A 19,386-nucleotide genomic window follows, 5' to 3' on the forward strand; every position below is an offset into this window, starting at 1 on the left:
CCTGTGAAGTCCAGGGTCTATACCCATTCGCTGCCGGGCCTACCGTCGTCCCGGAACCCAGATGACAGCGAAAGGAGCCGTAATGGCTGCAGTGACCAAGTCCATCGACGTCAACGTGCCGGTCTCGACGGCGTACAACCAGTGGACCCAGTTCGAGTCCTTCCCGCACTTCCTCGACGAGGTCGAGGAGATCCGCCAGGTCGACGACACCACCAACCACTGGCGCGTGAAGATCGGCGGCGCGGAGCGGCAGTTCGACACGGTCATCACCGAGCAGCTTCCGGACGAGCGGGTGGCGTGGAAGTCCGTCGCGGGTGACACGGAGCACGCGGGCGTCGTGACCTTCCACCGGCTCTCCGACACCGAGACCAAGGTGACGGTGCAGCTGGAGTGGGCGCCGTCCGACGCGCTCGAGAAGATCGGGTCCGTGTTCGGCCTCGACGACCACGCCGTGAAGAAGGACCTCGAGAACTTCAAGAAGTTCATCGAGTCGCAGGGCACCGAGACGGGTGCCTGGCGCGGCGAGGTGGACCGCGGCGACACGGTCTGATCCGTCCGCTCCTCCCCCAGAGCGACGAGAACGGCGCCGGTGCGATCTGCACCGGCGCCGTTCTCCGTGTCCACCGACTACAGGATGGGACGCCCGCCGGTGACGGCGATCCGTGCACCCGAGATGTACGAGCCCTCGTCGGACGCCAACAGCACGTAGACCGACGCCAGCTCGGCCGGCTGGCCCGCCCGCCCGAGCGGGGTGTCGCTCCCGAACTGGCTCACCTTCTCCACCGGCATGGTGGAGGGGATGAGCGGCGTCCAGATGGGACCCGGCGCGACGCTGTTGGCCCGGATGCCCTTCTCGCCGAGCAGCTGCGCGAGCGATGCCGTCATGTTGGCGATGGCCGCCTTCGTCGCCGCGTACGGAAGCAGTGTCGGAGAGGGCATGTCGGAGTTGACGGACGACGAGCCGATGATGCTCGCTCCCGGCTTCATGTGCGGCACGGATGCCTTCGCCAGGTGGAAGAAGGCGGAGATGTTCGTCGCGATGGTGTGATCCCACTCCTCGTCCGGGATCTCCTCCAGCGACTCGTGCGTCATCTGGTACGCCGCGTTGCTGACGAGCACGTCGATGCCGCCGAGCTCCTCCACGGTCTTCGCGACGATGTCCCGGCAGTGCTGCGGGTCGGAGACATCGCCAGGCAAGAGGAGGGCCTTCCGTCCGGCCTCGCGCACCCACTTCGCGGTGTCCTCGGCGTCGTCGTCCTCGCTCAGGTACGAGATGGCGACATCGGCTCCCTCGCGGGCGTAGGCGATGGCGACCGCCTTGCCGATGCCGCTGTCCGCGCCGGTGATGAGCGCGACCTTGCCGGCCAGTTTGCCGCTGCCGCGGTAGCTCTGCTCTCCGTGGTCGGGGCGCGGGTCCATCGCGTCGGTGGTACCGGGCGGCTGTTGCTGCTGTTCGGGGAAAGACATCCATCGACCTCCATTCGTGTACCTCCACGGAACACCCGCTTCCCCACAACGTCAGGGGCTTGGGCGGCTCGGGATGTGCGCGTACCGTCCCTCCAATGAACGCGACACCGGACGCACCCGACGAGCACCAGAGCGACGCCGACCAGACCGCGAAGGACCGCTCGTACAGCCCAGCGAGCGAGCGCGAGACGGAGGTCAAGCAGGAGGAGTCGGACGGCACCGCCGTGCGCCCGGGCACCGGCGGCCCCGACGACGTGGGAGACATCCCCGTGCCACCGGAGGACGACCTCGACCCCGCCGCGATCGTCGAGCGCGGCGACCCGGGTCACCGCGCCGGCGACGCCTGACCGCGCGGGCGATCAGGCGTCGCACGTGGGTCAGCGGGTCAGCGGGTCAGCGGGTCAGCGGGTCGAGTCGACCTTCTCCGGTGTCGAGCGCCGGCGTGCGACCGCGGAGTAGATCCGCTCGACGATCCACAGCAGGATGCCGATGCCGAGGAGCCCGAGCGCGATCGTGTACTGGCCGACCGGGCGGCCGGAGGTCCACGGGAACACCAGATACAGGCAGGTGATCGCGCCGATGATCGGCAGCACCGTCGGCGACCGGAAGTGCTTGTGGTCCACCGGCTGCTTGCGCAGCACGAGCACGGCCACGTTGACGACCGCGAACACCGCGAGCAGAAGCAGGGATGTCGTGCCTCCCAGCAGCGCGACGATCGAGCCCTTCGGGTCGAGCGACACGTAGATGATCAGGGCGACGGCGAGCGCGGTGGTGAAGAGGATGGCCGTCCACGGCGTCCGGCGCTTCGGCGACACCTTCGCCAGGAACGGCGGAAGCACGTTCTGGCGGCTCATGCCATAGAGCAGGCGGCTCGCCATCATCATGTTGATGAGAGCGGTGTTTGCCACGGCGAACATCGAGATGAACGGCAGCAGGTCGTTGATCGGGAAGCCCGGCGCCGCCGCCTCGACGGCCAGCACCAGCGGCGTCTCGCTGCCGGCCAGCTGGCCGATCGGGACCAGCGCGACGACGGTGATCGACACCAGCACGTAGATGACCGCCGCGATGCCGAGTCCGCTCAGCATCATCTTCGGGAAGATCCGGCTCGGTTCCTTCGTCTCCTCGGCCATGTTGACCGAATCCTCGAAGCCGACCATGGCGAAGAACGCCAGCGAGGTCGCCGTGCTCACGGCCAGCAGAACGCCCTTGTCCTCCGGCGTCTCGAATGCGACCACCTGCGACCAGTCCGCGTTGCCGCCGCCGATCGCCCAGAGCCCGATGAAGATCACCAGCAGCAGACCGGAGAGCTCCACGAGGGTGAGCACGACGTTGAGCCACACGCTCTCGGAGACGCCGCGCAGGTTCACCAGCATGATGAGCACGATGAAGGCGAGGGCGATGAGCAGCGTCGTCACGTTGTCATCCGGGATGCCGAAGCCGACGGTGAGGTTCACCGCGAACGCGCGCGACGCCGTCGACGCCGACGTGATGCCGGACGTCATGACGATGAAGCACACGATGAACGTGAAGAAGTGGATGCCGAACGCCTTGTGCGTGTACAGCGCGGCGCCCGCGGCTTGCGGGTACTTGGTGACCAGCTCCAGGTAGGAGAAGGCGGTCACGGTCGCCACGGCGAACGCCAGCAGGAACGGCAGCCATGCCGCGCCGCCCACCTCCGCGGCGACCTGACCGGTCAGGGCGTACACGCCCGTGCCGAGGATGTCGCCGACGATGAACAGCAGCAGCAGTCCCGGCCCGAGGGCTCGTTTCAGCTCCGGCTGTTCCGGCTCGACGGTCTTGACCACCTGGGTCCACGACGGATCGCTCACGGTCGGCTCCCTTCGACGTTCGCTCGGGGAGCCACTGTATGTGAGTTCTCACAGAAATGGGAGTACCGACGCGGACTATTGGCGGCCCGATGCCCCGAAGTGCAAAGCCTTATCGCGGCCCTCAGGCCGGTCACCCTGCCGCGTCAGACGCCGAAATGCTGGCCAGGCGAGGCAAACGGCGAACGGCTCGTGAGGCGAGCACCCATGCTGCGGAGGTGAAGATCCCCAGACTGGCCAGAGCGAGGACAACGCCGGTCGGAAACACCAGAGTGAGGACCGCCGCAAGAGCGGCCCCCAGCGGGTCGATCCCCCAGGTGACGATGCGGCTAGCCGCGGAAAAAGAGCCCAACGCACGCTTCGGCACCAGTACCTGTTTCAGTGTCTCCGTGCCGGTCATGTTCGTCATGACGCTCGCTGCCCACAGACCCAGCGAGAGCGCAAGAAGGGCCACGTTGAGGACGGTGCGACCTGGAACGAGCGCGAGCATCCCGATACCCGCCACAGCGGGAAGAGCGAAGGTCAGGGCCAGCGCAGTGATCGGTCGCAGGCGATCCCAGATACGCGGAGCGGCCGCCATCGAAAGGAGCCCGAGCACCCCGCCCAGAGCGCCTGCAACTCCGACTTCCGCCGGGCTCATCGATCCCGACCGAAGTGCATGAGTGATGTAGATCGCCTGAATCGCTGCGGTGAAGAGATTGAAGTGCGCGATGGCCAGGGTCACCGGCCAGAGCACCGTGCTCCGATAGAGCATCCGAAACCCAGCGACGATGGACGATGCATAGCGCCTCACCGTGAGGCGTTCCTCCGGCTCCGGCTCCGCCTCGCTAACGCGACGCACCGAGAAAGCGGAGATGACGTACGTGACAGCGTCCGCCAGGAACAACGCCAGTGGCGAGAATATCTGCAGGAGAATGCCGGCGGTCGCGCCTGCGCCGATGTCTCCGGCGGAGCGGATGCCCGCGACCCAGGTATTCGCCGCCGGCAACCTGGACCGGTGCACGATGCCCGGCACAAGAGCCGAGAATGCGCTGTCATACAAACCTGTGAGACCGGAGATCAGGCCGGCCGCGAGGGCGAGCACGAGAAGCGAAAGGTGGTCAGCAAAGAACAGGAGCCCGATGACTCCCAGCACGGCGGCCCGGAGCACGGACATCAGGAACAGGAACCGCGTTCTTCGACCCCTGTCGGTCCAGGGTGCTAGAAATCCGAGAAACACGAGCGTCCCGATGCCTGCCGCGGTGGTGATCCATGCGACCTCGGAGGCGGACGCGTGCAGGTACTCGAGCGCAACGATCGGAATCGCGAACAGCGTGAGCTGGCTTCCAAAAAACGAGATCGCTTCACTCCACCAGAGGCGCTTGAAATCTCGGTTCCATAGCCCCGGAGGAACCGGGGTTACGTCGGTCACAACCTGTTGCCCCTCCCATGCGAAAGCGCGCGATGCGCGCGCTCGAAAACTAGCCAGCGGCCCGTCCGGGGACAAGTCGACCGACCCCGAAGATCGATGCGAGCTGCGGCCGATTCCGGGGACTCTCGGCTCCAACGGGCAGATTCACACTGCGCCGATTGCGGCCACCATCACGCCAGTCACACGAGTGTGAACGGACCGTACCGACGCGGGCTATCGGCGGCCGGTGAACCCCTCCATCGAGTCGTAGACACCGAAGACGCGGCCGGCGACGGCGTCCCACGCACGGGTCGGGAGCACGCCGCGCAGAGTCCGGGCCAGCCCGACCGTCCAGGGCAGCATCAGCATCGGACGGCCCGCGAGCATCGCCCGCCAGACCCGGTCGACCACGTACTCGGGGCTCATCACGGGGGTCAGGAGCGGCCCGCGGGCGCCCTCGAACATCCCCGTGTCGATGTAGCTCGGCGCGACCGTCGTGACCTTCACGTGGCCGTAGCCCTGCTGCTGCAGTTCGAGCCGGACGCTGTCGCTCCAGCCGATCACCGCCCATTTGCTGGCGGCATATACGCTCATGCGCGGGTTGGAGATCGTCCCGGCAGCCGAGGCGATGTTGACGATGCGGGCCTCGCGTGGGCTCTGCTGCATCCCGGGCAGGAACTCCCGCGTCACGTACATCGGGGCGAGAGCGTTGACCTGCATGGTCGGGCGGGTGTCGTCGCCGTTGTCGTGCTCCCAGAAGTACTTGCCCCGCACGATGCCCGCGTTGTTGATGAGCACGTCGATCCCGCCGAGCTCCTTGCGCACCGCCTGCGCACTCTGAGCGATCGCCCCGAGCTCCGCGAGGTCGACGACGTAGGGCAGCACACTGGTGGATGCCTTCCCGGCCGCCGAACTCGGTGACCGTGGCGGCGCTCCCCAGGCAGCGGCGGTGCGTCCGGCGAGCACTTCGCGCCGCAACCGGTGCGTCAGCTCGGTGAGCGCAGCCTCGTCCCGGTCCCAGAGCACGACCGCTCGCGCGCCTTCGAGCACGGCGCGCTCGGCGTACAGCCGCCCCATGCCCGAGGCCGCGCCGGTGATGAGTACACGCGCCCCGCGAACCGTTCTCGCCATCCCCCCATCATCGCAGCGTCCGTCCCTCCCGTCGCCTCCGGCCTCCGCCCACCGTCGAGTCCGCAAACTTTGCACGCCCGCGCGGCGTTTCGTGTGCAATTTGTGCGGACTCGACGGTGGGGGTGACGGAAGGGTTTGTTGCGCATCGGAGCGGGACGGCGCAGTTTTCCGCCGGAAGAGACAACAAAACGCTCGCGATCCCCGGATAGGCTCGTGACATCCACACCCTGCCGCGTGCGAGCGGCCGACCAACGACGGGAGGTTCGTCATGTCTCAATTCGTCCAGCACTTCACCGCAGACGCCATTGTCGGGGAGCCCGAGGTCGTCGAGGACGGCCGCCCGGTCCGCGAGGTCGCGAACGACCCCGCCTGGCTGCGCCTCAAGGACGCCGCCGTCGCGCTGCAGGCCCTCCAGGTGAAGGACGGCTCGGTCGAGCAGGAGTCCGACCGCCCGGCCGCCGCAGAGCACGTCCGCACCATCGTCGACTCGATCGCCGCACTCGCACCGGCGTTCCCGCACGACGCGTCCTACCTGGCCGCGCTGCAGCGCGACTTCACGCGCTGGGCGGACGAGGGCTTCGGGGTCCCCGACTTCCTCGACGCGCTGAACGAGTTCCAGCCGCAGCAGCACCGTGTGGATGGGCTCGGCCACCTGGTCGTGTTCCCCATGTACACGCAGAACGGCAGCCCCGACCGTCACGTCGAGGCCCTGCTGGTCGAGGTGATCTGGCCGGAGTTCGTGGCGGAGCTGGAGGCCGGCGACTACGGCAACAAGCTGTTCGTCGCCCTGCGGTTCGTGGACTTCACGCCCGGTTACGACACCAACTCGGCGGTGCTGTTCCCCGAGACCGTGGCCATGCGCGAGATCCCCGCGTTCACCTGGGGTGCCATCTTCCAGGACCGCGAGGCCGCCCGGTACCGCCGGGTGGTGCGCGCCGCCGCCGAGATCACCAAGCTGGAGCTGCCGGACGACGCCGCTGCGATGCTGGACGACCAGCACCTCACGGAGGAGACCTTCGTGATGTGGGACATCATCCACGACCGCAGCCACATGCGCGGCGACCTGCCGTTCGACCCGTTCATGATCAAGCAGCGGATGCCGTTCTTCCTCTACTCGCTGGAGGAGCTGCGGTGCGACCTGACCGCCTTCCGCGAGTCGGTGAAGCTGGAGCGCGAACTCAGCGCCCTGCCCGACGCCGAGCTCTCGGAGGCGCAGCGCGCCATCCGCGACCACGCGCACCTGGTGCAGTACGCGGTGATCTTCGACCGCATCTTCCGGTTCGCGATCACCGGCAGCCGCGTGCGCAACTACGACGGACTCGGCGGCCAACTGCTGTTCGCGTGGATGCACCAGCACAACGTGCTGCACTGGACGGACACCCAGCTCACCATCGACTGGGAGAACGTCTCCGACGTGGTCATCGCCCTCAGCGACCGGATCAACGACCTGTACTGGCGTTCGATCGACCGGCCGAAGGTGGCGCACTGGCTGGCCGCATACGAGATGCTCACCGAGACCCTCACCCCGCACCCCGCCTCCAACTGGGCGCGCGGGCTGTCGGACGAGGTCCTGGCCGGACCGCCGAAGGGCTACACCGACCAGGTGCTGGACGACGAGTTCCCGCTCTCGATGTTCTACGAGGCACTGAACAAGAAGATGGCGACCGTCATCGAGTCGACGGCCGGCATCACCGGGACGACGGACGCGGCATGACGGACGCCCCCTCGGCGGACCAGGCGGCCCGGCCCTCCTCGGAGGCCGGGCCGCTCGGCGCGGACACCGTCCGCGGCCGGCTCGTCCTGATCGCCGGCGCCACCAGCGCGTCGGGCGAAGCGGTCGCCCGCGCGCTGATCGCAGCCGGTGCAACCGTCCTGGCGGTCGGAACCCGACAGGAGGCGCTGGATGCGCTGGCCGCCGCGGTCCCGGGCGTCGAGACGCGTCCCTGCGATCTGTCCGACCGGGATGCAGTGGCCGAGCTGGCCATGCGCATCCACCTGAAGTTCGGCCACATCGACGGCCTCATCCACCTCGTGGGCGGCTGGCGCGGCGGCGGCGGGATCGCGGGCCAGAGCGACGAGGACTGGGAGTTCCTGGAGCGGGCCTTCCGCACCCTCCGCAACACCACCCGCATCTTCTTCGACGACCTCGTCGCCTCGCCCGCCGGCCGGCTGGCGATCGTCTCGTCGACCGCGGTCGAGAAACCGTACCCGGGCGGCGCGAACTACGCTGCAGCGAAGGCGGCAGCCGACGCCTGGGTGCGCGCCATCGCGCAGGGCTTCGCCAAGCAGGCGCCCCAGTCGGCGGCGACCGTCTTCGTCGTGAAGACCCTGGAGGGCCTCGAGCCGCAGCTCGGAGACGAGGTCGTGCGCCTGTGGGAGCAGGACGCGGCGGCGGTCAACGGCCGACGCATCCCCCTCGAGCCTGGGAAGATGGACGAGTGACGCTTCAACTCCACGACCTCACCCTCCGCGGCTTCGCCTCCGACAACTATGCGGGTGTGCACCCCGAGATCCTCGACGCCATCGCGGCCGCGAACAACGGCCACCAGATCGCATACGGCGAGGACGTCTACACGGCCCGCCTGCACGAGGTCTTCGCCGAGCACTTCGGCGAGGGCGTCGAGGTGTATCCGGTGTTCAACGGGACCGGGGCGAACGTGGTCGGCCTGCAGTCGATGCTGCCGCGCTGGGGCGCGGTCGTGTGCGCGAAGACCGCGCACATCAACACCGACGAGGCCGGTGCGCCCGAGAAGGTGGCCGGCATCAAGCTGCTCCCGGTCGAGACGCCCGACGGCAAGCTGACGCCGGAGCTCATCGACCGCGAGGCGTGGGGCTGGGGCGACGAGCACCGCGCTCAGCCGCTGGTCGTGTCGATCACGCAGACGACCGAGCTCGGTACGGCGTACACGGTGGAGGAGGTCCGCGCGATCGCCGACCACGTCCACGCGCTCGGCATGAAGCTGCACATGGACGGCTCGCGCATCGCCAACGCGGCGGCCACCCTCGGCGTCCCCCTGCGGGCCTTCACGACGGATGCCGGCGTGGATGTGCTCAGCTTCGGCGGGACCAAGAACGGCATGCTCTACGGCGAGGCCGTCGTCGTGCTCAACCCGCAGGCGTCGGAGGGGATGATCTATCTCCGCAAGCTGAACATGCAGCTGGCGTCGAAGATGCGGTTCATCTCGGCACAGCTCATCGCACTGCTCACCGACGACCTGTACCTGCGCTCCGCCTCGCACGCCAACGCGATGGCGACTCGGCTGCGCACGGCGCTGGAGGCGGGCATCGCCGACGGCAGCATCCAGGGCGTCGGCTTCAGCCAGAAGACACAGGCGAACGGAGTCTTCGCGACCCTCCCGAGCGGCGTCGCCGACCGGCTGCGGCAGCACTTCCGGTTCTACGACTGGGATGCGGCCAACAACGAAGTGCGCTGGATGTGCGCATTCGACACCACGGAAGAGGACATCGACGCCTTCGTGGCCGCGCTCGCGCAGGAACTGAAGGCTTGAGCGACGCTTACCCCTCGCACTGGGGCCAGACCGGGGTACAAAATTGTCCTCCATTCAACCTACACAATGGGGACTTTTCCTGTAGTCTCAAAGAGCGGCGGAGGAACCCGAATATCCATCCGGCGTAACCCCGAAACGTATGCCGGGCCGTGTGAAGAAACCCTAGTCTTCCCACAGCCCGGCATCGTGGTTTAACGACGGAAGCACAGCACGGCGGATGCGCAGGGCGCCCAGGTGCAGCTGACGTGCGGTCGCGTCCGCGTTCCAGGAGTGGAACGCGATCACGTCCGTGCCGTCCGGCGCGACGGTGAGCGAGTTGTGGCCGGGACCGCGCAGGTCGCCTCCGCTCTTCAGCAGCGCCGGCTGGTCCACATGGCTCCAAGGTCCGAGTGGATGCTCGGCAGCGGCGACGCCGACGGCGTACCCGGGCCCCGTCCAGGCGCCGCCGGAGTACGTCAACCAGTACCGCCCGTCGCGGTGCAGCACGGCGGGCCCTTCGAGCGTGTGCCAGTCGAACCTGCGGCCGTGGATGAGCCGGTCGCGCTCGTACAGCTGCCAGTCGGCGTCGGGGGCGAGCACCGGGACCGGCGGTCCGTCCAGGGCCGTCATCCCCTCGTCGAGCGGCGCGACGGCGAGGTGGGTGCCCGGGCGCTCGTGGTCGAGTACGTCGTGCGCGAAGTAGAGGTACCAGCGGCCATCGACGTCCTGGAACGGGTGCGCGTCGATCGCGAAGATCTCGCCCGGGGTCAGGTCGACGCCGAGGTCGCGGAAGGGTCCGACCGGGGAGTCGGAGCGCGCCACCCGCAGGTGGTGACCCTCGATGCCGCGGCCGACCGAGTAGTACATCCAGTAGGCGCCGTGCGCGTAGGCCACCTCGGGCGCCCAGTAGTCCGCCCCGAGAGTGTCGTCCACGCGTTCCAGCACGGCCCCGGCGCTCTCCCACTGCGCCAGGTCGGGCGAGCGCAATGCCTCGAACACGCGGTCGCCTTCGCTGCCCGGATGGGTGCCGTAGGCGACGTACCCGCCGTCGGGCAGACGCAGCACGAACGGGTCGGCGAAGTACCCCTCCCAGATCGGACCCCAATGCCGGTCCACGTGGAGGAGGGCACCGGTCACGGCGCGAGCTCCGGCAGGCCGCCCTTCCACGTCACTTGGACGGCGTGCATGCCACGGTAGGCGAACGCCTCGTCCCAGGAGTGGAAGAGCATCCAGTCCTTGCCATGGAAGGTCACGAGGTCCTCGCCGCCGGGCCCGAGGTACCGTCCCTTCGAGCCGGGGGTCGAGAGCAGCGGCTCCTTCTCCTTGGTGTACGGCCCGAGCAGGCTCTTCGCCGTCGCGACACCGGTCACATAGGAGGAGTTGGCGTAGTCGTTGGCCGAATAGAGCAGCACGTACTCGTCGTCGTGGCGCACGATCACCGGCGCCTCGACGAGCGTGCCCTCCCACGACTCGGTCTGCTTGATCAGCCGGGTCGGCTGCCCGGTCAGCGAGGCGCCGTCGGCCGACAGCGGCTGAGCGGAGATCCAGGTGTCGTAGCCGCAGCAGTTGCCATCGTTCTTCCAGACCAGGTAACGCTGGCCGCTCTCGTCGGCGGTTACACTGGCGTCGATCGCACCGCCTTCGTCTTCCGGGCAGACCAGGGGCTTGTCCGCCGTCGAGGTGAACGGCCCCTCCGGCCGGTCGGCGAACGCGACGCCGATGCACTGGAACTTGCTGGCGGCGTCCGACGCGGTGAAGTACAGGGCGAACCGGCCGTCGGCGAGCTCCGCCGGGCCGGGGGCCCAGGTCTTGCCCTTCACGGCCCACGACGGCAACTCGGGCATCGCATCCTCGTCGCTCAGCGTCCACGTCTTCATGTCGTCGGAGGTGGCGACCTGCACGTTCACGGCCGGGGTGTTGGTCGCGTACGCGTACACCCGGTCGCCGACGACCAGCGCGCCGGGATCGGGGAAGTCGCTGTCGATCTGGAAGGGCGCGACCTCGCTCGACGGCGACGCGCTGGGCTCCGAGCCGGCCGAGCATCCCGCGAGCGCCGTCGCCAGAGCGATGACCGTCGCCGTGACAGCGGCCGTGCGGCGCATCCTCACCCCTTGACCCCGCTGGTGGCGACGCTCTCGACGATCTGCTTCTGCGCGAAGAAGAACAGGATGAGCACCGGCACCGACGCGATCACGGCGCCCGCCATCACGATGGCGTAGTGCGTGGAGTATGCGCCCTGCAGCTGCGACAGACCGGGTTGCAAGGTCAGGTTCTCCGGGCTGAGCAGCACGTAGACCGGCCACAGGAAGTCGTTCCAGTTGGCGAGGAAGCTCAGCACCGCGAGCGTCGCGAGCGCCGGGCGGGCCAGCGGCAGCACGATCTGGAGGAAGATCCGGAAGTCGCCGGCGCCGTCGATCCGCGCCGCCTCCTCGATCTCCGCCGGAAGGCCCACGAAGAACTGCCGGAGGAAGAACACGCCGAACGCACTCGCCGCACCCGGGATGGTGATCGCCCAGATCGTGTCGAGCCAGCCGAGGTTCTGCACGATCAGGTAGTTCGGGATGAGGAAGATGACCGGCGGGACGAGCAGGGTGGAGATGATCAGGCCGAAGACGATCCGCTTGCCCCAGAACTCCAGGCGGGCGAGCGCATAGGCGGCCATGCTCGCCGTGACCAGGATGAGCACCGTCTGCAGCGCAGCGGCCGCGAGACTGTTCAGGAACCAGCGGAACACCGGTTGCTGACCGCTCGACAGCGTCGTGTACGCCTCGGTCGAGAACGGGTTCGGGAACGCCGAGTACGGGTTGCGGATGGCGTCGCCGTCCGTCTTGAACGAGGTCAGCAGGATCCACGCCAGCGGCAGGATGACCACCAGCGCCAGCACGATCAGCACGGCGTAGAGCAGGGTCTTGCGGGCTGCCGCCTGCGGCGTCTGCTTGCGCCGCGCGCGGATGGCCCGGGGGGTCTCGGTCTTCTCGGGGGCCGTCGTCGTCATGAGGCGCTCTTCTCTGCCCGCTCCCGCTGGAGGCGGAAGTTGATGATGCTGATGATCGCGAGGAAGGCGAACAGCACGTAGCTCATCGCCGCCGCGGCGGCCAGGTTGTTCTGGGACAGGCCCTGGTCGGCGATGTACATGATCGCCGTGCGTGTCGTGTTGCCCGGACCGCCCTTCGTGATGAGGAACGCCTGCCCGAACATGTTCGCGCTCGCGAGGATGGTGATCGTGATGACGAAGGTCATCACCTGGCGGAGGCCCGGCAGCGTCACGCTGATGAACTGGCGCCAGGCGCCCGCTCCGTCGAGCGCGGCGGCTTCATAGAGGTCCGGGCTGATGCCCTTCAAGCCGGCCAGGATGATGACGGTGTTGAAGCCCATGGTCCACCACACGGTGACGCCGGCCAGCGTGACCCACACCCACGGCACGTCGACCGTCCAGGGCAGGTTGTCGGGCAGGCCGATCATCCCCAGCAGGTGGTTGATGATGCCGGACTGGGTGTCGAGGAGGTACTTCCAGATGACGCTGATGACGGCGACACCGAGCACGTACGGGGCGAAGAAGACACCGCGGAAGAACGAGCCGGCGCGGATCCTCTGGTTGAGCAGCACTGCGATCAGCAGCGGGATGATCAGGAGGAAGGGGACGCTCGCGAGTGTGAAGATGCCGGTCGCGGCCATCGACTGCCAGAAGTCGCCCGACGTCGCGCTGCCGGGGGTGAACAGGTCGATGTAGTTCTGGAGCCCGATGAACTTCTGGGTGGCCCGGAAGGGGCTCCAGTTCGTGAGGCTGATCCACAGGCCGAACACCGCGGGCGCCAGCACGAACACGATGAAGAGGATGAGGAACGGCGCCAGGAAGATGTAGGCGACGCCGGTGCGCCGGGGTGCGCCGGGCCGTCGGCCGGCCTTCCTGCCGGAGCGGGACGGGCGTGGCGCCCCGGTCTCCCGGGGCGCCACGATCGAAGCGGTGTCAGTCACCGTACTTCTCTTTGTTCTGCTTCAGCAGGGTGTCGGCCTTGGCGGCCGCGTCATCCAGAGCCTGCTTCGGGTCCTTCTTGCCGGTGATGGCCTCGTTCACCGCGACGGTGATCGTCGCCTCCACCGTGGTGATGCCCGGTGCGATGGGCTCGTAGTGCGCGTACGGCAGCTCGTCGAGGAACGGCTTCAGGTTGGGGTAGGTCTGCACCAGCTTCGGGTCGTCGCGAACCGAGTTCTTGGCGGGCAGCTCACCGGTCTTCGGCCAGTCGGCCGAGTTGTCGTTCATCCACTTGACGAACGTCGCCGCGGCGGCGGTCTTGTTCTTGTCCTGGCCCTTGTTGTTCATGAACATCCAGTGGGTGGAGCTCGACCAGACGGCCTTCTCGTCACCGATCTGCGGCACGGCGACCGCCTGCCACTTCAGCTTGTCGAACGCGGTGTTGGTGGTCTGCCAGACACCGTTCCAGTTGAAGGCGGTCTTGCCGGCGATGAGGGCGTTGATGTTGCCGTCCTGCGCCACGTCGGCCGGGCTGTAGCCCTTCTTGATGAGGTCGGTCATCCAGGTGAGCGCCTTGACGCCCGCGTCCGAGTTGAATGTCGCCTTTGAGACGTCCTTGTTGAAGAGGTCTCCGCCGTACTGCCAGAGGAGGCTCTCGAACTCGAAGGTCCCGGTGAAGACGTAACCGTCGACCCACTCGCCCTGGACGCCCGCGGCCTTCAGCTTCTCGAGCGCCGCCAGGTAGGAGTCCTTGTCCTGCGGGATGCTGTTCGGGTCGACCCCGGCCGCCTGCAGGACGTCCTTGTTGACGTACAGGCCGAGCGGCGTGATGCTCCACGGCACGGCGTACTGGCTGCCGTTGTACTTGCCGGCGTCGAGCAGCCCCTCCGGGAAGTCGTCGGCCTTGTAGCCGAGGGACTTCACGATGCTGTCCGCCTTGAGCACGAGACCCTGCGCTGCGTAGGTGGCGATGTCGTCGCCGTGGCCGACCGCGACGTCCGGCCCCTTGCCCGCCTTCACGGCCAGGGGCATCTTGCGGGCGATGTCCGCCCACTCCATCGGGACATCCTTGACGACGATGTTCTTGTGCTCGGAGTTGAACTTGTCGATCAGCTTCGGCACGAGCACGGGAGCGGCGCCGCCGGTCCAGCCGTTCCAGAAGCTGATGGTGACCTTCGGTCCGGTGTAGTCGGCGGAGGAGACGTCTCCGCCGCCTCCGGAGCTGCTGCTTCCGCAGGCCGTCAGCGCGAGCCCGAGGCCCGCGGTGACCGCCACTGCGATCGCACGTGCGGCGAATCGCTTCTTCATGTGATCTCTCCCTTGAGTGAGCCTTTCACGCAGCCCTTCCATCGGGCCGACGGCGTGATCGGTGGTGCTGGAGCCGGATACACTCGGCATGCTTGGCGAATTTACAGCGCTGAACAGAGCGTGTCAACCTCACAATGTCTGCATTGGTTGGCTCCCTGTAGAGTGACCCCGCAGGCACCCGATCGATGACGCGGAAGGAGGCGCCATGGCCGTCAGGCTTCAGGATGTGGCGGAGCACGCGGGCGTGTCCATGAAGACCGTCTCGAACGTGGTCCGCAACTACGCGCACGTCAGTCCGGCGATGCGGGAGCGTGTGCAGCGCGCGATCGACGAGCTCGGCTACCGCCCCAACATCATGGGACGCCGCCTCGCGACCGGCCGGACCGGGCTTCTGGCCCTGGCGTTCGCCGACGTGACGCTGCCCTACTTCGCCGAGCTCGCGCGTGTGGTCGCCGACGAGGCGGAGCGCCGCGGCTACCGCGTGCTGCTGGAGCAGACCGAGGGGACGATCGAGGGCGAGCGCGCGGTCGTCTCCGCGGGCGAGTCCGGCCTGGTCGACGGAATGATCTTCCAGCCGAGCGTCATGAACTCCGCCGAGCTGGCGCAGTCGCGCACCGACATCCCCCTGGTCGTCCTGGGCGAGAACGCCGCCCCGCTGACCGTCGACCGCATCATGATCGACAACGTGGAGGCCGCCAGGACGGCGACGGAGCACCTGCTGTCGCTCGGCCGGAAGCGGATAGCGTTCGCCGGCCACGAGAGCGCGCGCCCGACGCGGACGTCGAAGCTCCGCATCGCCGGCTACCAGCAGGCGCTCGAGGATGCGGGCATCACGCCGGAACCGGAGCTGCTGATCTCGAGCATCGCCGTCTCGGCGGGCAACGCGGTGCGCGCGGTCGGCGCCGCCCTCGACGCCGGACTGCGGTTCGACGGCCTGGTCTGCCGCGACGACCTCGCCGCGATCGGCGCCCTGCGTGCCCTGCAGGAGCGCGGCATCCACGTGCCAGACGACGTCGCGGTGACGGGATGGGACAACACGCCGATGACGGCGGTCACCTACCCGTCGATCACCTCGGTCGCGCCGGACATGCGCGGGCTCGCGTCGCGCGCGGTGGAGATGCTCCTGGAGCGCGTCGGCGGCTTCGACGGCATGGGCCGGCATGAGCTGGCGCCCTTCTCGCTGGTCACCCGGGAGAGCGCGCCCGCCCTCCCCTGAACGCCGGATTTCCGACTTTACAGCGCTGCACGAATCGTGCATGCTAATGGGATGCTCACCGAGGAACGCCGCACGGATGCGGCCACCGCCCAGGACGGCCGCTACCCGCGGCCGCAGCTCGTCCGGGCCGACTGGCTCGACCTCTCCGGTCCGTGGACGTTCGCATTCGACGACGACGACCGCGGGCTGCGCGAGCACTGGGAGTCGTCCCGGTCGCTGGCCGGTGTCATCCAGGTGCCGTTCCCGTTCGAGTCGGACGCTTCGGGCGTCGGCGACACCGGCTTCCATCCGGTCGTCTGGTACCAGCGCACCGTCCTGCGCGACGAGGTCCCGGCCGGCGAGCGCCTGCTGCTGAACTTCGGCGCGGTCGACCACGCCTGCGAGGTCTGGATCGACGGACACTCGGCCGGACGGCACGAAGGCGGCTCGACCCCCTTCGCCCTCGACATCACCGACCTCGTCGGCGACGGCGACTTCTCCATCACCGTCCGCGCGCAGGACGACCCCGCCGACGTGGCGCAGCCGCGCGGCAAGCAGGATTGGCGGCATCACCCGCACTCCATCTGGTACCACCGCACCACCGGGATCTGGCAGCCGGTGTGGCTGGAAGCCGCGCCCGCGCTACGGGTCGAGCAGCTGCACTGGCTGGCCGACGTGCCGGCCGGCGAGGTCACGGCGCAGCTCCGCCTGAGCCGGTCGGCGCCTGCGGGCACGACCGCGCGGATCACCGTGCAGCTCGGCGGCGAACCGCTCGCGAGCGTCGAGACCGCGATCGCGGGGCGGGAGGCGGAGATCCCGTTCCGCATCCACCGCCAGACCAACGGGCAGGCCTACGAGGAGCTGCTGTGGTCGCCGGCGCATCCCACGCTGCTGGATGCGACCGTCGCGCTGAACGGCGGGGAGGGCGCGGGCGACGTCGTCGCGTCGTACTTCGGTCTGCGCTCGACCGCCGTCGAGGGCGGCCGGTTCCTGCTCAACGACCGTCCCCTCTATCTGCGCTCCGTGCTGAACCAGGGCTACTGGCCGAAGTCGCACTCGGCCGCGCCGAGCGCGGACGCCCTGCGGGCAGAGGCCCAGCTCATCCTCGACCTCGGCTTCAACGCGACGCGCCTGCACCAGAAGTACGAAGACCCCCGCTTCCTGTTCTGGGCCGACAAGCTCGGTCTGCTCGTCTGGGGCGAGGCGCCGGCGGCGTACGCGTTCAGCCCGGAGGCCGTGCGGCGCAGTGTCGCCGAATGGTCGGCGATCCTCGACCGCGACCGGTCGCATCCCTCGATCGTCACCTGGGTGCCGCTCAACGAGAGCTGGGGCGTCCAGCACCTCGCCCACGACCCCCGGATGGTGTCGTACGCGAAGGCGCTCGTGCACCTCACGAAGACGGTCGACCCGAGCCGGCCGGTCATCTCCAACGACGGCTGGGAGCACGCGGCGTCCGACATCCTGTCCATCCACGACTACGACCACGATCCGGAGCGGGTCCGCGAGCGGTATGCGACGCGCGAGGGCATCCTCGGCGCGCCGTTCACCCTCCCGGGCCGTCGCCTGGTGGTCGACGCTGAGCAGCGGCTCGACGCCCCCATCATGCTGACGGAGTTCGGCGGCATCTCGTACACCGAGAACGGGCCGGAGGACGCCTGGGGCTACTCGACGGCGACCAGCGCGGCGGACCTGGTGGAGCGGCTGCGCGCTCTGGTCGACGCCGTGCGGTCGTCCGCTCCCCTCGCGGGCTACTGCTACACGCAATTGGCCGACACCGGTCAGGAGACGAACGGACTGCTCTTCGAGGACCGCCGGCCGAAGGCACCGATCGAGGAGCTGCGGGCGATCTTCGGCGCGTGACCGCCCCTGGTGCCGCGGGGCCGGGGAAGAGCAGAATGACGCCGACTCCGTAACCGTCTCTCCTCGAGGAGCGCTCATGTCCGAATCCGCCGCAGCAGTGACTCCCGCCGCGCACCTCCGCCGCCGCTCCCGCGAGGCACTGACGGCCCTCGCCGTTCAGTACCTGCTCGGCATGGCGGCCAACCTGATCGGCGAGCCGGACAGCACCTTCGTCCGTGTGGTCGACACGATCATCGTCATCCTGCACATCCTGATCGCGATCGGACTCGTCGTCGTCAGCATCCGCGTCCTGCTCGCGGCCCGTGCGGCCGGCGTCGGCGAACGTCTCGCCCTGTGGGGCCTGATCGTGATGGTGATCACGTTCCTCGCCGGTGTCCTCACGATCGCGATCGGCAGCGATTGGGCCTCGTACGTGATGGCCGTCGGCTTCCTCGTCGCGGCCGCGCTGTACGCCGGGACCTTCCTGGCCTCCTACCGACCGGAGCGCGCGGCGGAGGTGTAGCGCCTCCCGTGCCCCTGCAGATTCGTGCCGAATGTGCGGTTAGCCGCGGCCATACCGCACATTCGTGCCGAATCTTCGGGTCAGGACCAGTAGGAGTAGTGCGATGCCGGCCGGAAGCCCAGCGACGCGTAGAGGGCGTGAGCCGCGGCGTTGTCCGCGAGCACCTGCAGCCACAGGCCACTGACGCCGTGCTCGGCGGATGCGCCGGCGAGCGTCTGGACGAGCGCGCGGGCGAGCCCGCGGCGCCGAGCCTCCGGGCGCGTCGCGACGGCGTAGAGCCCTCCCCACTCGCCCACGAGCGCGAGCCGGGCGACGGCGTCCGGCGCGGCCGGGTCGCCGTGGGCGGCGTACAGCGCCGGTCCGCCGCGGAGGATGCGCGCGGCGACATCGCGCTCGGCGGCTCCGCCCCGGCCGTCGACGGACCACCAGGTGTCGAGCCACGCGTCGTCCGGACGATCGGTGATCCGCACCGCGGGATCGACCGCGGCCACCGCGGCGGCGGCACGGTCGGCGACGAGGATGTCGGTCGGCGAGTGGTCGCGATACCCGCGTCGACCGAGTGCATCGGTCAGCGAAGGATGCGAGGCCGGGCTCACCTGGAACACCGGAGGGAGAGCGCGCGCCGCGTACCAGCGCTCAGCGGCATCCGCAGCGGAGTCGAGATCGCCGACGGGACCGGAGGTCAGCACCGAGTTCGCTCGGTTGGTGACGCCGGAGGAGGCGCGCAGCGTCCACCCGTCCAGCTGCTCGCGCTCGAGCGCCGGCCAGCCATGGTCGGCGAGGCGGTCGAGGGAGGCGGCGTCAGGCAGGAGCACCTGTCGACGCTAGCGCAGGCGGCGTACCGTGCGTCGCATGACCGACACCCGAACCGAGACCCCGGCCGACAGCCCGGCCGCGGAACCACTCACCGAGAGCGAGATCGCCGGGCTGAGCGCGAAGACCGTCGCCCACGTCATCCACTACCGGCGGAAGACCTACGTGACCAAGCCGTCCGAAGGCTATGCGCTGCTCAAGCGCGTCCGCACCCTGCTTCGCGACGGGACGACGGATCTCGTCCCGCTGGTGCACCGCGACGGCTTTGTCTGGCTCGCCGTCGGGCCCAGCATCCCGATCGCGATCGACGAGATCGAGACCGACCCGGGGCACAGCGAGAAGCACACGCTCAAGCGGCTCGGCCTCGACTAGCCGAAGTGCGACACCCCGTCGCGACTCGGCCCGAGTCGTGACAGCTGGTCACGACTCGGGC

The 19,386-nt window shown here is 68.7% G+C and carries 19 protein-coding genes; 9 read left to right on the forward strand and 10 right to left on the reverse strand.

Annotated elements, in window-relative coordinates:
- The first annotated feature begins 82 nt into the window (after positions 1–82).
- Positions 83–550 carry an SRPBCC family protein gene (locus ABIC47_RS04090; RefSeq protein ID WP_018192407.1) on the forward strand — a complete coding sequence of 156 codons (468 nt, stop codon included), beginning with the start codon at positions 83–85 and terminating at the stop codon, positions 548–550.
- A gap of 77 nt (positions 551–627) precedes the next feature.
- On the opposite strand, the gene ABIC47_RS04095 is transcribed toward ABIC47_RS04090, so the two are convergent.
- Positions 628–1,467 (reverse strand): SDR family oxidoreductase, encoded by an 840-nt coding sequence (locus tag ABIC47_RS04095; protein WP_354477449.1) that lies wholly within the window; start codon positions 1,465–1,467, stop codon positions 628–630.
- 95 nt (positions 1,468–1,562) lie between these two features.
- Here ABIC47_RS04095 and ABIC47_RS04100 point away from each other — a divergent pair, with 95 nt between their 5' ends.
- On the forward strand, positions 1,563–1,814 hold the full coding sequence (locus ABIC47_RS04100; RefSeq protein WP_354477452.1) for a hypothetical protein: 252 nt from the start codon (positions 1,563–1,565) through the stop codon (positions 1,812–1,814).
- Positions 1,815–1,868: 54 nt separating this feature from the next.
- Here ABIC47_RS04100 and ABIC47_RS04105 read toward each other — a convergent pair whose 3' ends face one another.
- The 3 genes from ABIC47_RS04105 to ABIC47_RS04115 form a co-directional block, all read right to left on the reverse strand.
- On the reverse strand, positions 1,869–3,296 hold the full coding sequence (locus tag ABIC47_RS04105) for an APC family permease (RefSeq protein ID WP_354477455.1): 1,428 nt from the start codon (positions 3,294–3,296) through the stop codon (positions 1,869–1,871).
- Between the two features lie 130 nt (positions 3,297–3,426).
- Entirely contained in the window at positions 3,427–4,704 is a 1,278-nt protein-coding gene (locus tag ABIC47_RS04110; protein WP_354477458.1) for an MFS transporter, read from the reverse strand.
- A 213-nt stretch (positions 4,705–4,917) separates the two neighbouring features.
- Complete coding sequence (locus tag ABIC47_RS04115; protein ID WP_354477461.1) at positions 4,918–5,814, reverse strand: SDR family NAD(P)-dependent oxidoreductase; 897 nt, start codon at positions 5,812–5,814, stop codon at positions 4,918–4,920.
- Between the two features lie 268 nt (positions 5,815–6,082).
- On the opposite strand from ABIC47_RS04115, the gene ABIC47_RS04120 reads away from it, so the two are divergent.
- Genes ABIC47_RS04120 through ABIC47_RS04130 form a run of 3 tightly spaced genes read left to right on the forward strand, consistent with a single transcriptional unit; the run spans position 6,083 to position 9,323 of the window.
- Positions 6,083–7,528: a DUF6421 family protein gene (locus tag ABIC47_RS04120; protein ID WP_354477464.1), complete on the forward strand. Its 1,446-nt coding sequence runs from the start codon at positions 6,083–6,085 to the stop codon at positions 7,526–7,528.
- Entirely contained in the window at positions 7,525–8,256 is a 732-nt protein-coding gene (locus tag ABIC47_RS04125; RefSeq protein WP_354477467.1) for an SDR family oxidoreductase, read from the forward strand. Before ABIC47_RS04120 ends, ABIC47_RS04125 begins: the two co-directional genes overlap by 4 nt.
- Positions 8,253–9,323 (forward strand): threonine aldolase family protein, encoded by a 1,071-nt coding sequence (locus ABIC47_RS04130; protein ID WP_018192413.1) that lies wholly within the window; start codon positions 8,253–8,255, stop codon positions 9,321–9,323. Before ABIC47_RS04125 ends, ABIC47_RS04130 begins: the two co-directional genes overlap by 4 nt.
- Before the next feature lie 162 nt (positions 9,324–9,485).
- Here ABIC47_RS04130 and ABIC47_RS04135 read toward each other — a convergent pair whose 3' ends face one another.
- Genes ABIC47_RS04135 through ABIC47_RS04155 form a run of 5 tightly spaced genes read right to left on the reverse strand, consistent with a single transcriptional unit; the run spans position 9,486 to position 14,583 of the window.
- Positions 9,486–10,439 carry a glycoside hydrolase family 43 protein gene (locus ABIC47_RS04135; RefSeq protein WP_354477470.1) on the reverse strand — a complete coding sequence of 318 codons (954 nt, stop codon included), beginning with the start codon at positions 10,437–10,439 and terminating at the stop codon, positions 9,486–9,488.
- Complete coding sequence (locus tag ABIC47_RS04140) at positions 10,436–11,404, reverse strand: glycoside hydrolase family 43 protein (protein ID WP_354477473.1); 969 nt, start codon at positions 11,402–11,404, stop codon at positions 10,436–10,438. The genes ABIC47_RS04135 and ABIC47_RS04140 overlap by 4 nt, the downstream gene beginning before the upstream one ends.
- A gap of 2 nt (positions 11,405–11,406) precedes the next feature.
- Positions 11,407–12,297 (reverse strand): carbohydrate ABC transporter permease, encoded by an 891-nt coding sequence (locus tag ABIC47_RS04145; RefSeq protein ID WP_354477475.1) that lies wholly within the window; start codon positions 12,295–12,297, stop codon positions 11,407–11,409.
- Positions 12,294–13,277, reverse strand: a complete 984-nt coding sequence (locus tag ABIC47_RS04150; RefSeq protein WP_020076569.1) for a carbohydrate ABC transporter permease — start codon at positions 13,275–13,277, stop codon at positions 12,294–12,296. The genes ABIC47_RS04145 and ABIC47_RS04150 overlap by 4 nt, the downstream gene beginning before the upstream one ends.
- Positions 13,270–14,583 (reverse strand): ABC transporter substrate-binding protein, encoded by a 1,314-nt coding sequence (locus tag ABIC47_RS04155; protein ID WP_018192418.1) that lies wholly within the window; start codon positions 14,581–14,583, stop codon positions 13,270–13,272. The genes ABIC47_RS04150 and ABIC47_RS04155 overlap by 8 nt, the downstream gene beginning before the upstream one ends.
- Positions 14,584–14,788: 205 nt before the next feature.
- Between ABIC47_RS04155 and ABIC47_RS04160 the strand changes: the two genes are divergently transcribed.
- From ABIC47_RS04160 to ABIC47_RS04170, 3 genes are all read left to right on the forward strand, one after another.
- Positions 14,789–15,799, forward strand: coding sequence for a LacI family DNA-binding transcriptional regulator (locus ABIC47_RS04160; protein WP_018192419.1), 1,011 nt, complete (start codon positions 14,789–14,791; stop codon positions 15,797–15,799).
- Positions 15,800–15,850: 51 nt separating this feature from the next.
- The gene (locus tag ABIC47_RS04165) at positions 15,851–17,638 is read left to right on the forward strand and encodes a glycoside hydrolase family 2 protein (protein WP_354477480.1); all 1,788 of its coding nucleotides are present in this window, start codon (positions 15,851–15,853) and stop codon (positions 17,636–17,638) included.
- Between the two features lie 76 nt (positions 17,639–17,714).
- The gene (locus ABIC47_RS04170) at positions 17,715–18,140 is read left to right on the forward strand and encodes a hypothetical protein (protein ID WP_089878352.1); all 426 of its coding nucleotides are present in this window, start codon (positions 17,715–17,717) and stop codon (positions 18,138–18,140) included.
- A gap of 80 nt (positions 18,141–18,220) precedes the next feature.
- Here ABIC47_RS04170 and ABIC47_RS04175 read toward each other — a convergent pair whose 3' ends face one another.
- On the reverse strand, positions 18,221–18,955 hold the full coding sequence (locus ABIC47_RS04175; protein WP_354477483.1) for a GNAT family N-acetyltransferase: 735 nt from the start codon (positions 18,953–18,955) through the stop codon (positions 18,221–18,223).
- 37 nt (positions 18,956–18,992) lie between these two features.
- On the opposite strand from ABIC47_RS04175, the gene ABIC47_RS04180 reads away from it, so the two are divergent.
- Positions 18,993–19,325 (forward strand): hypothetical protein, encoded by a 333-nt coding sequence (locus ABIC47_RS04180; protein WP_089878358.1) that lies wholly within the window; start codon positions 18,993–18,995, stop codon positions 19,323–19,325.
- Positions 19,326–19,386: the final 61 nt, after the last annotated feature.

It is taken from the genome of Leifsonia sp. 563 (genome assembly GCF_040545055.1).
Lineage (GTDB): Bacteria > Actinomycetota > Actinomycetes > Actinomycetales > Microbacteriaceae > Leifsonia.

Coding starts and splice junctions, on each gene's coding strand:
- ABIC47_RS04090 (WP_018192407.1), top strand. CDS start 83: ATGGCTGCAGTGACCAAGTCCATCGACGTCAACGTGCCGGTCTCGACG.
- ABIC47_RS04095 (WP_354477449.1), bottom strand. CDS start 1,467: ATGTCTTTCCCCGAACAGCAGCAACAGCCGCCCGGTACCACCGACGCG.
- ABIC47_RS04100 (WP_354477452.1), top strand. CDS start 1,563: ATGAACGCGACACCGGACGCACCCGACGAGCACCAGAGCGACGCCGAC.
- ABIC47_RS04115 (WP_354477461.1), bottom strand. CDS start 5,814: ATGGCGAGAACGGTTCGCGGGGCGCGTGTACTCATCACCGGCGCGGCC.
- ABIC47_RS04120 (WP_354477464.1), top strand. CDS start 6,083: ATGTCTCAATTCGTCCAGCACTTCACCGCAGACGCCATTGTCGGGGAG.
- ABIC47_RS04125 (WP_354477467.1), top strand. CDS start 7,525: ATGACGGACGCCCCCTCGGCGGACCAGGCGGCCCGGCCCTCCTCGGAG.
- ABIC47_RS04140 (WP_354477473.1), bottom strand. CDS start 11,404: ATGCGCCGCACGGCCGCTGTCACGGCGACGGTCATCGCTCTGGCGACG.
- ABIC47_RS04145 (WP_354477475.1), bottom strand. CDS start 12,297: ATGACGACGACGGCCCCCGAGAAGACCGAGACCCCCCGGGCCATCCGC.
- ABIC47_RS04155 (WP_018192418.1), bottom strand. CDS start 14,583: ATGAAGAAGCGATTCGCCGCACGTGCGATCGCAGTGGCGGTCACCGCG.
- ABIC47_RS04160 (WP_018192419.1), top strand. CDS start 14,789: ATGGCCGTCAGGCTTCAGGATGTGGCGGAGCACGCGGGCGTGTCCATG.
- ABIC47_RS04165 (WP_354477480.1), top strand. CDS start 15,851: ATGCTCACCGAGGAACGCCGCACGGATGCGGCCACCGCCCAGGACGGC.
- ABIC47_RS04170 (WP_089878352.1), top strand. CDS start 17,715: ATGTCCGAATCCGCCGCAGCAGTGACTCCCGCCGCGCACCTCCGCCGC.
- ABIC47_RS04180 (WP_089878358.1), top strand. CDS start 18,993: ATGACCGACACCCGAACCGAGACCCCGGCCGACAGCCCGGCCGCGGAA.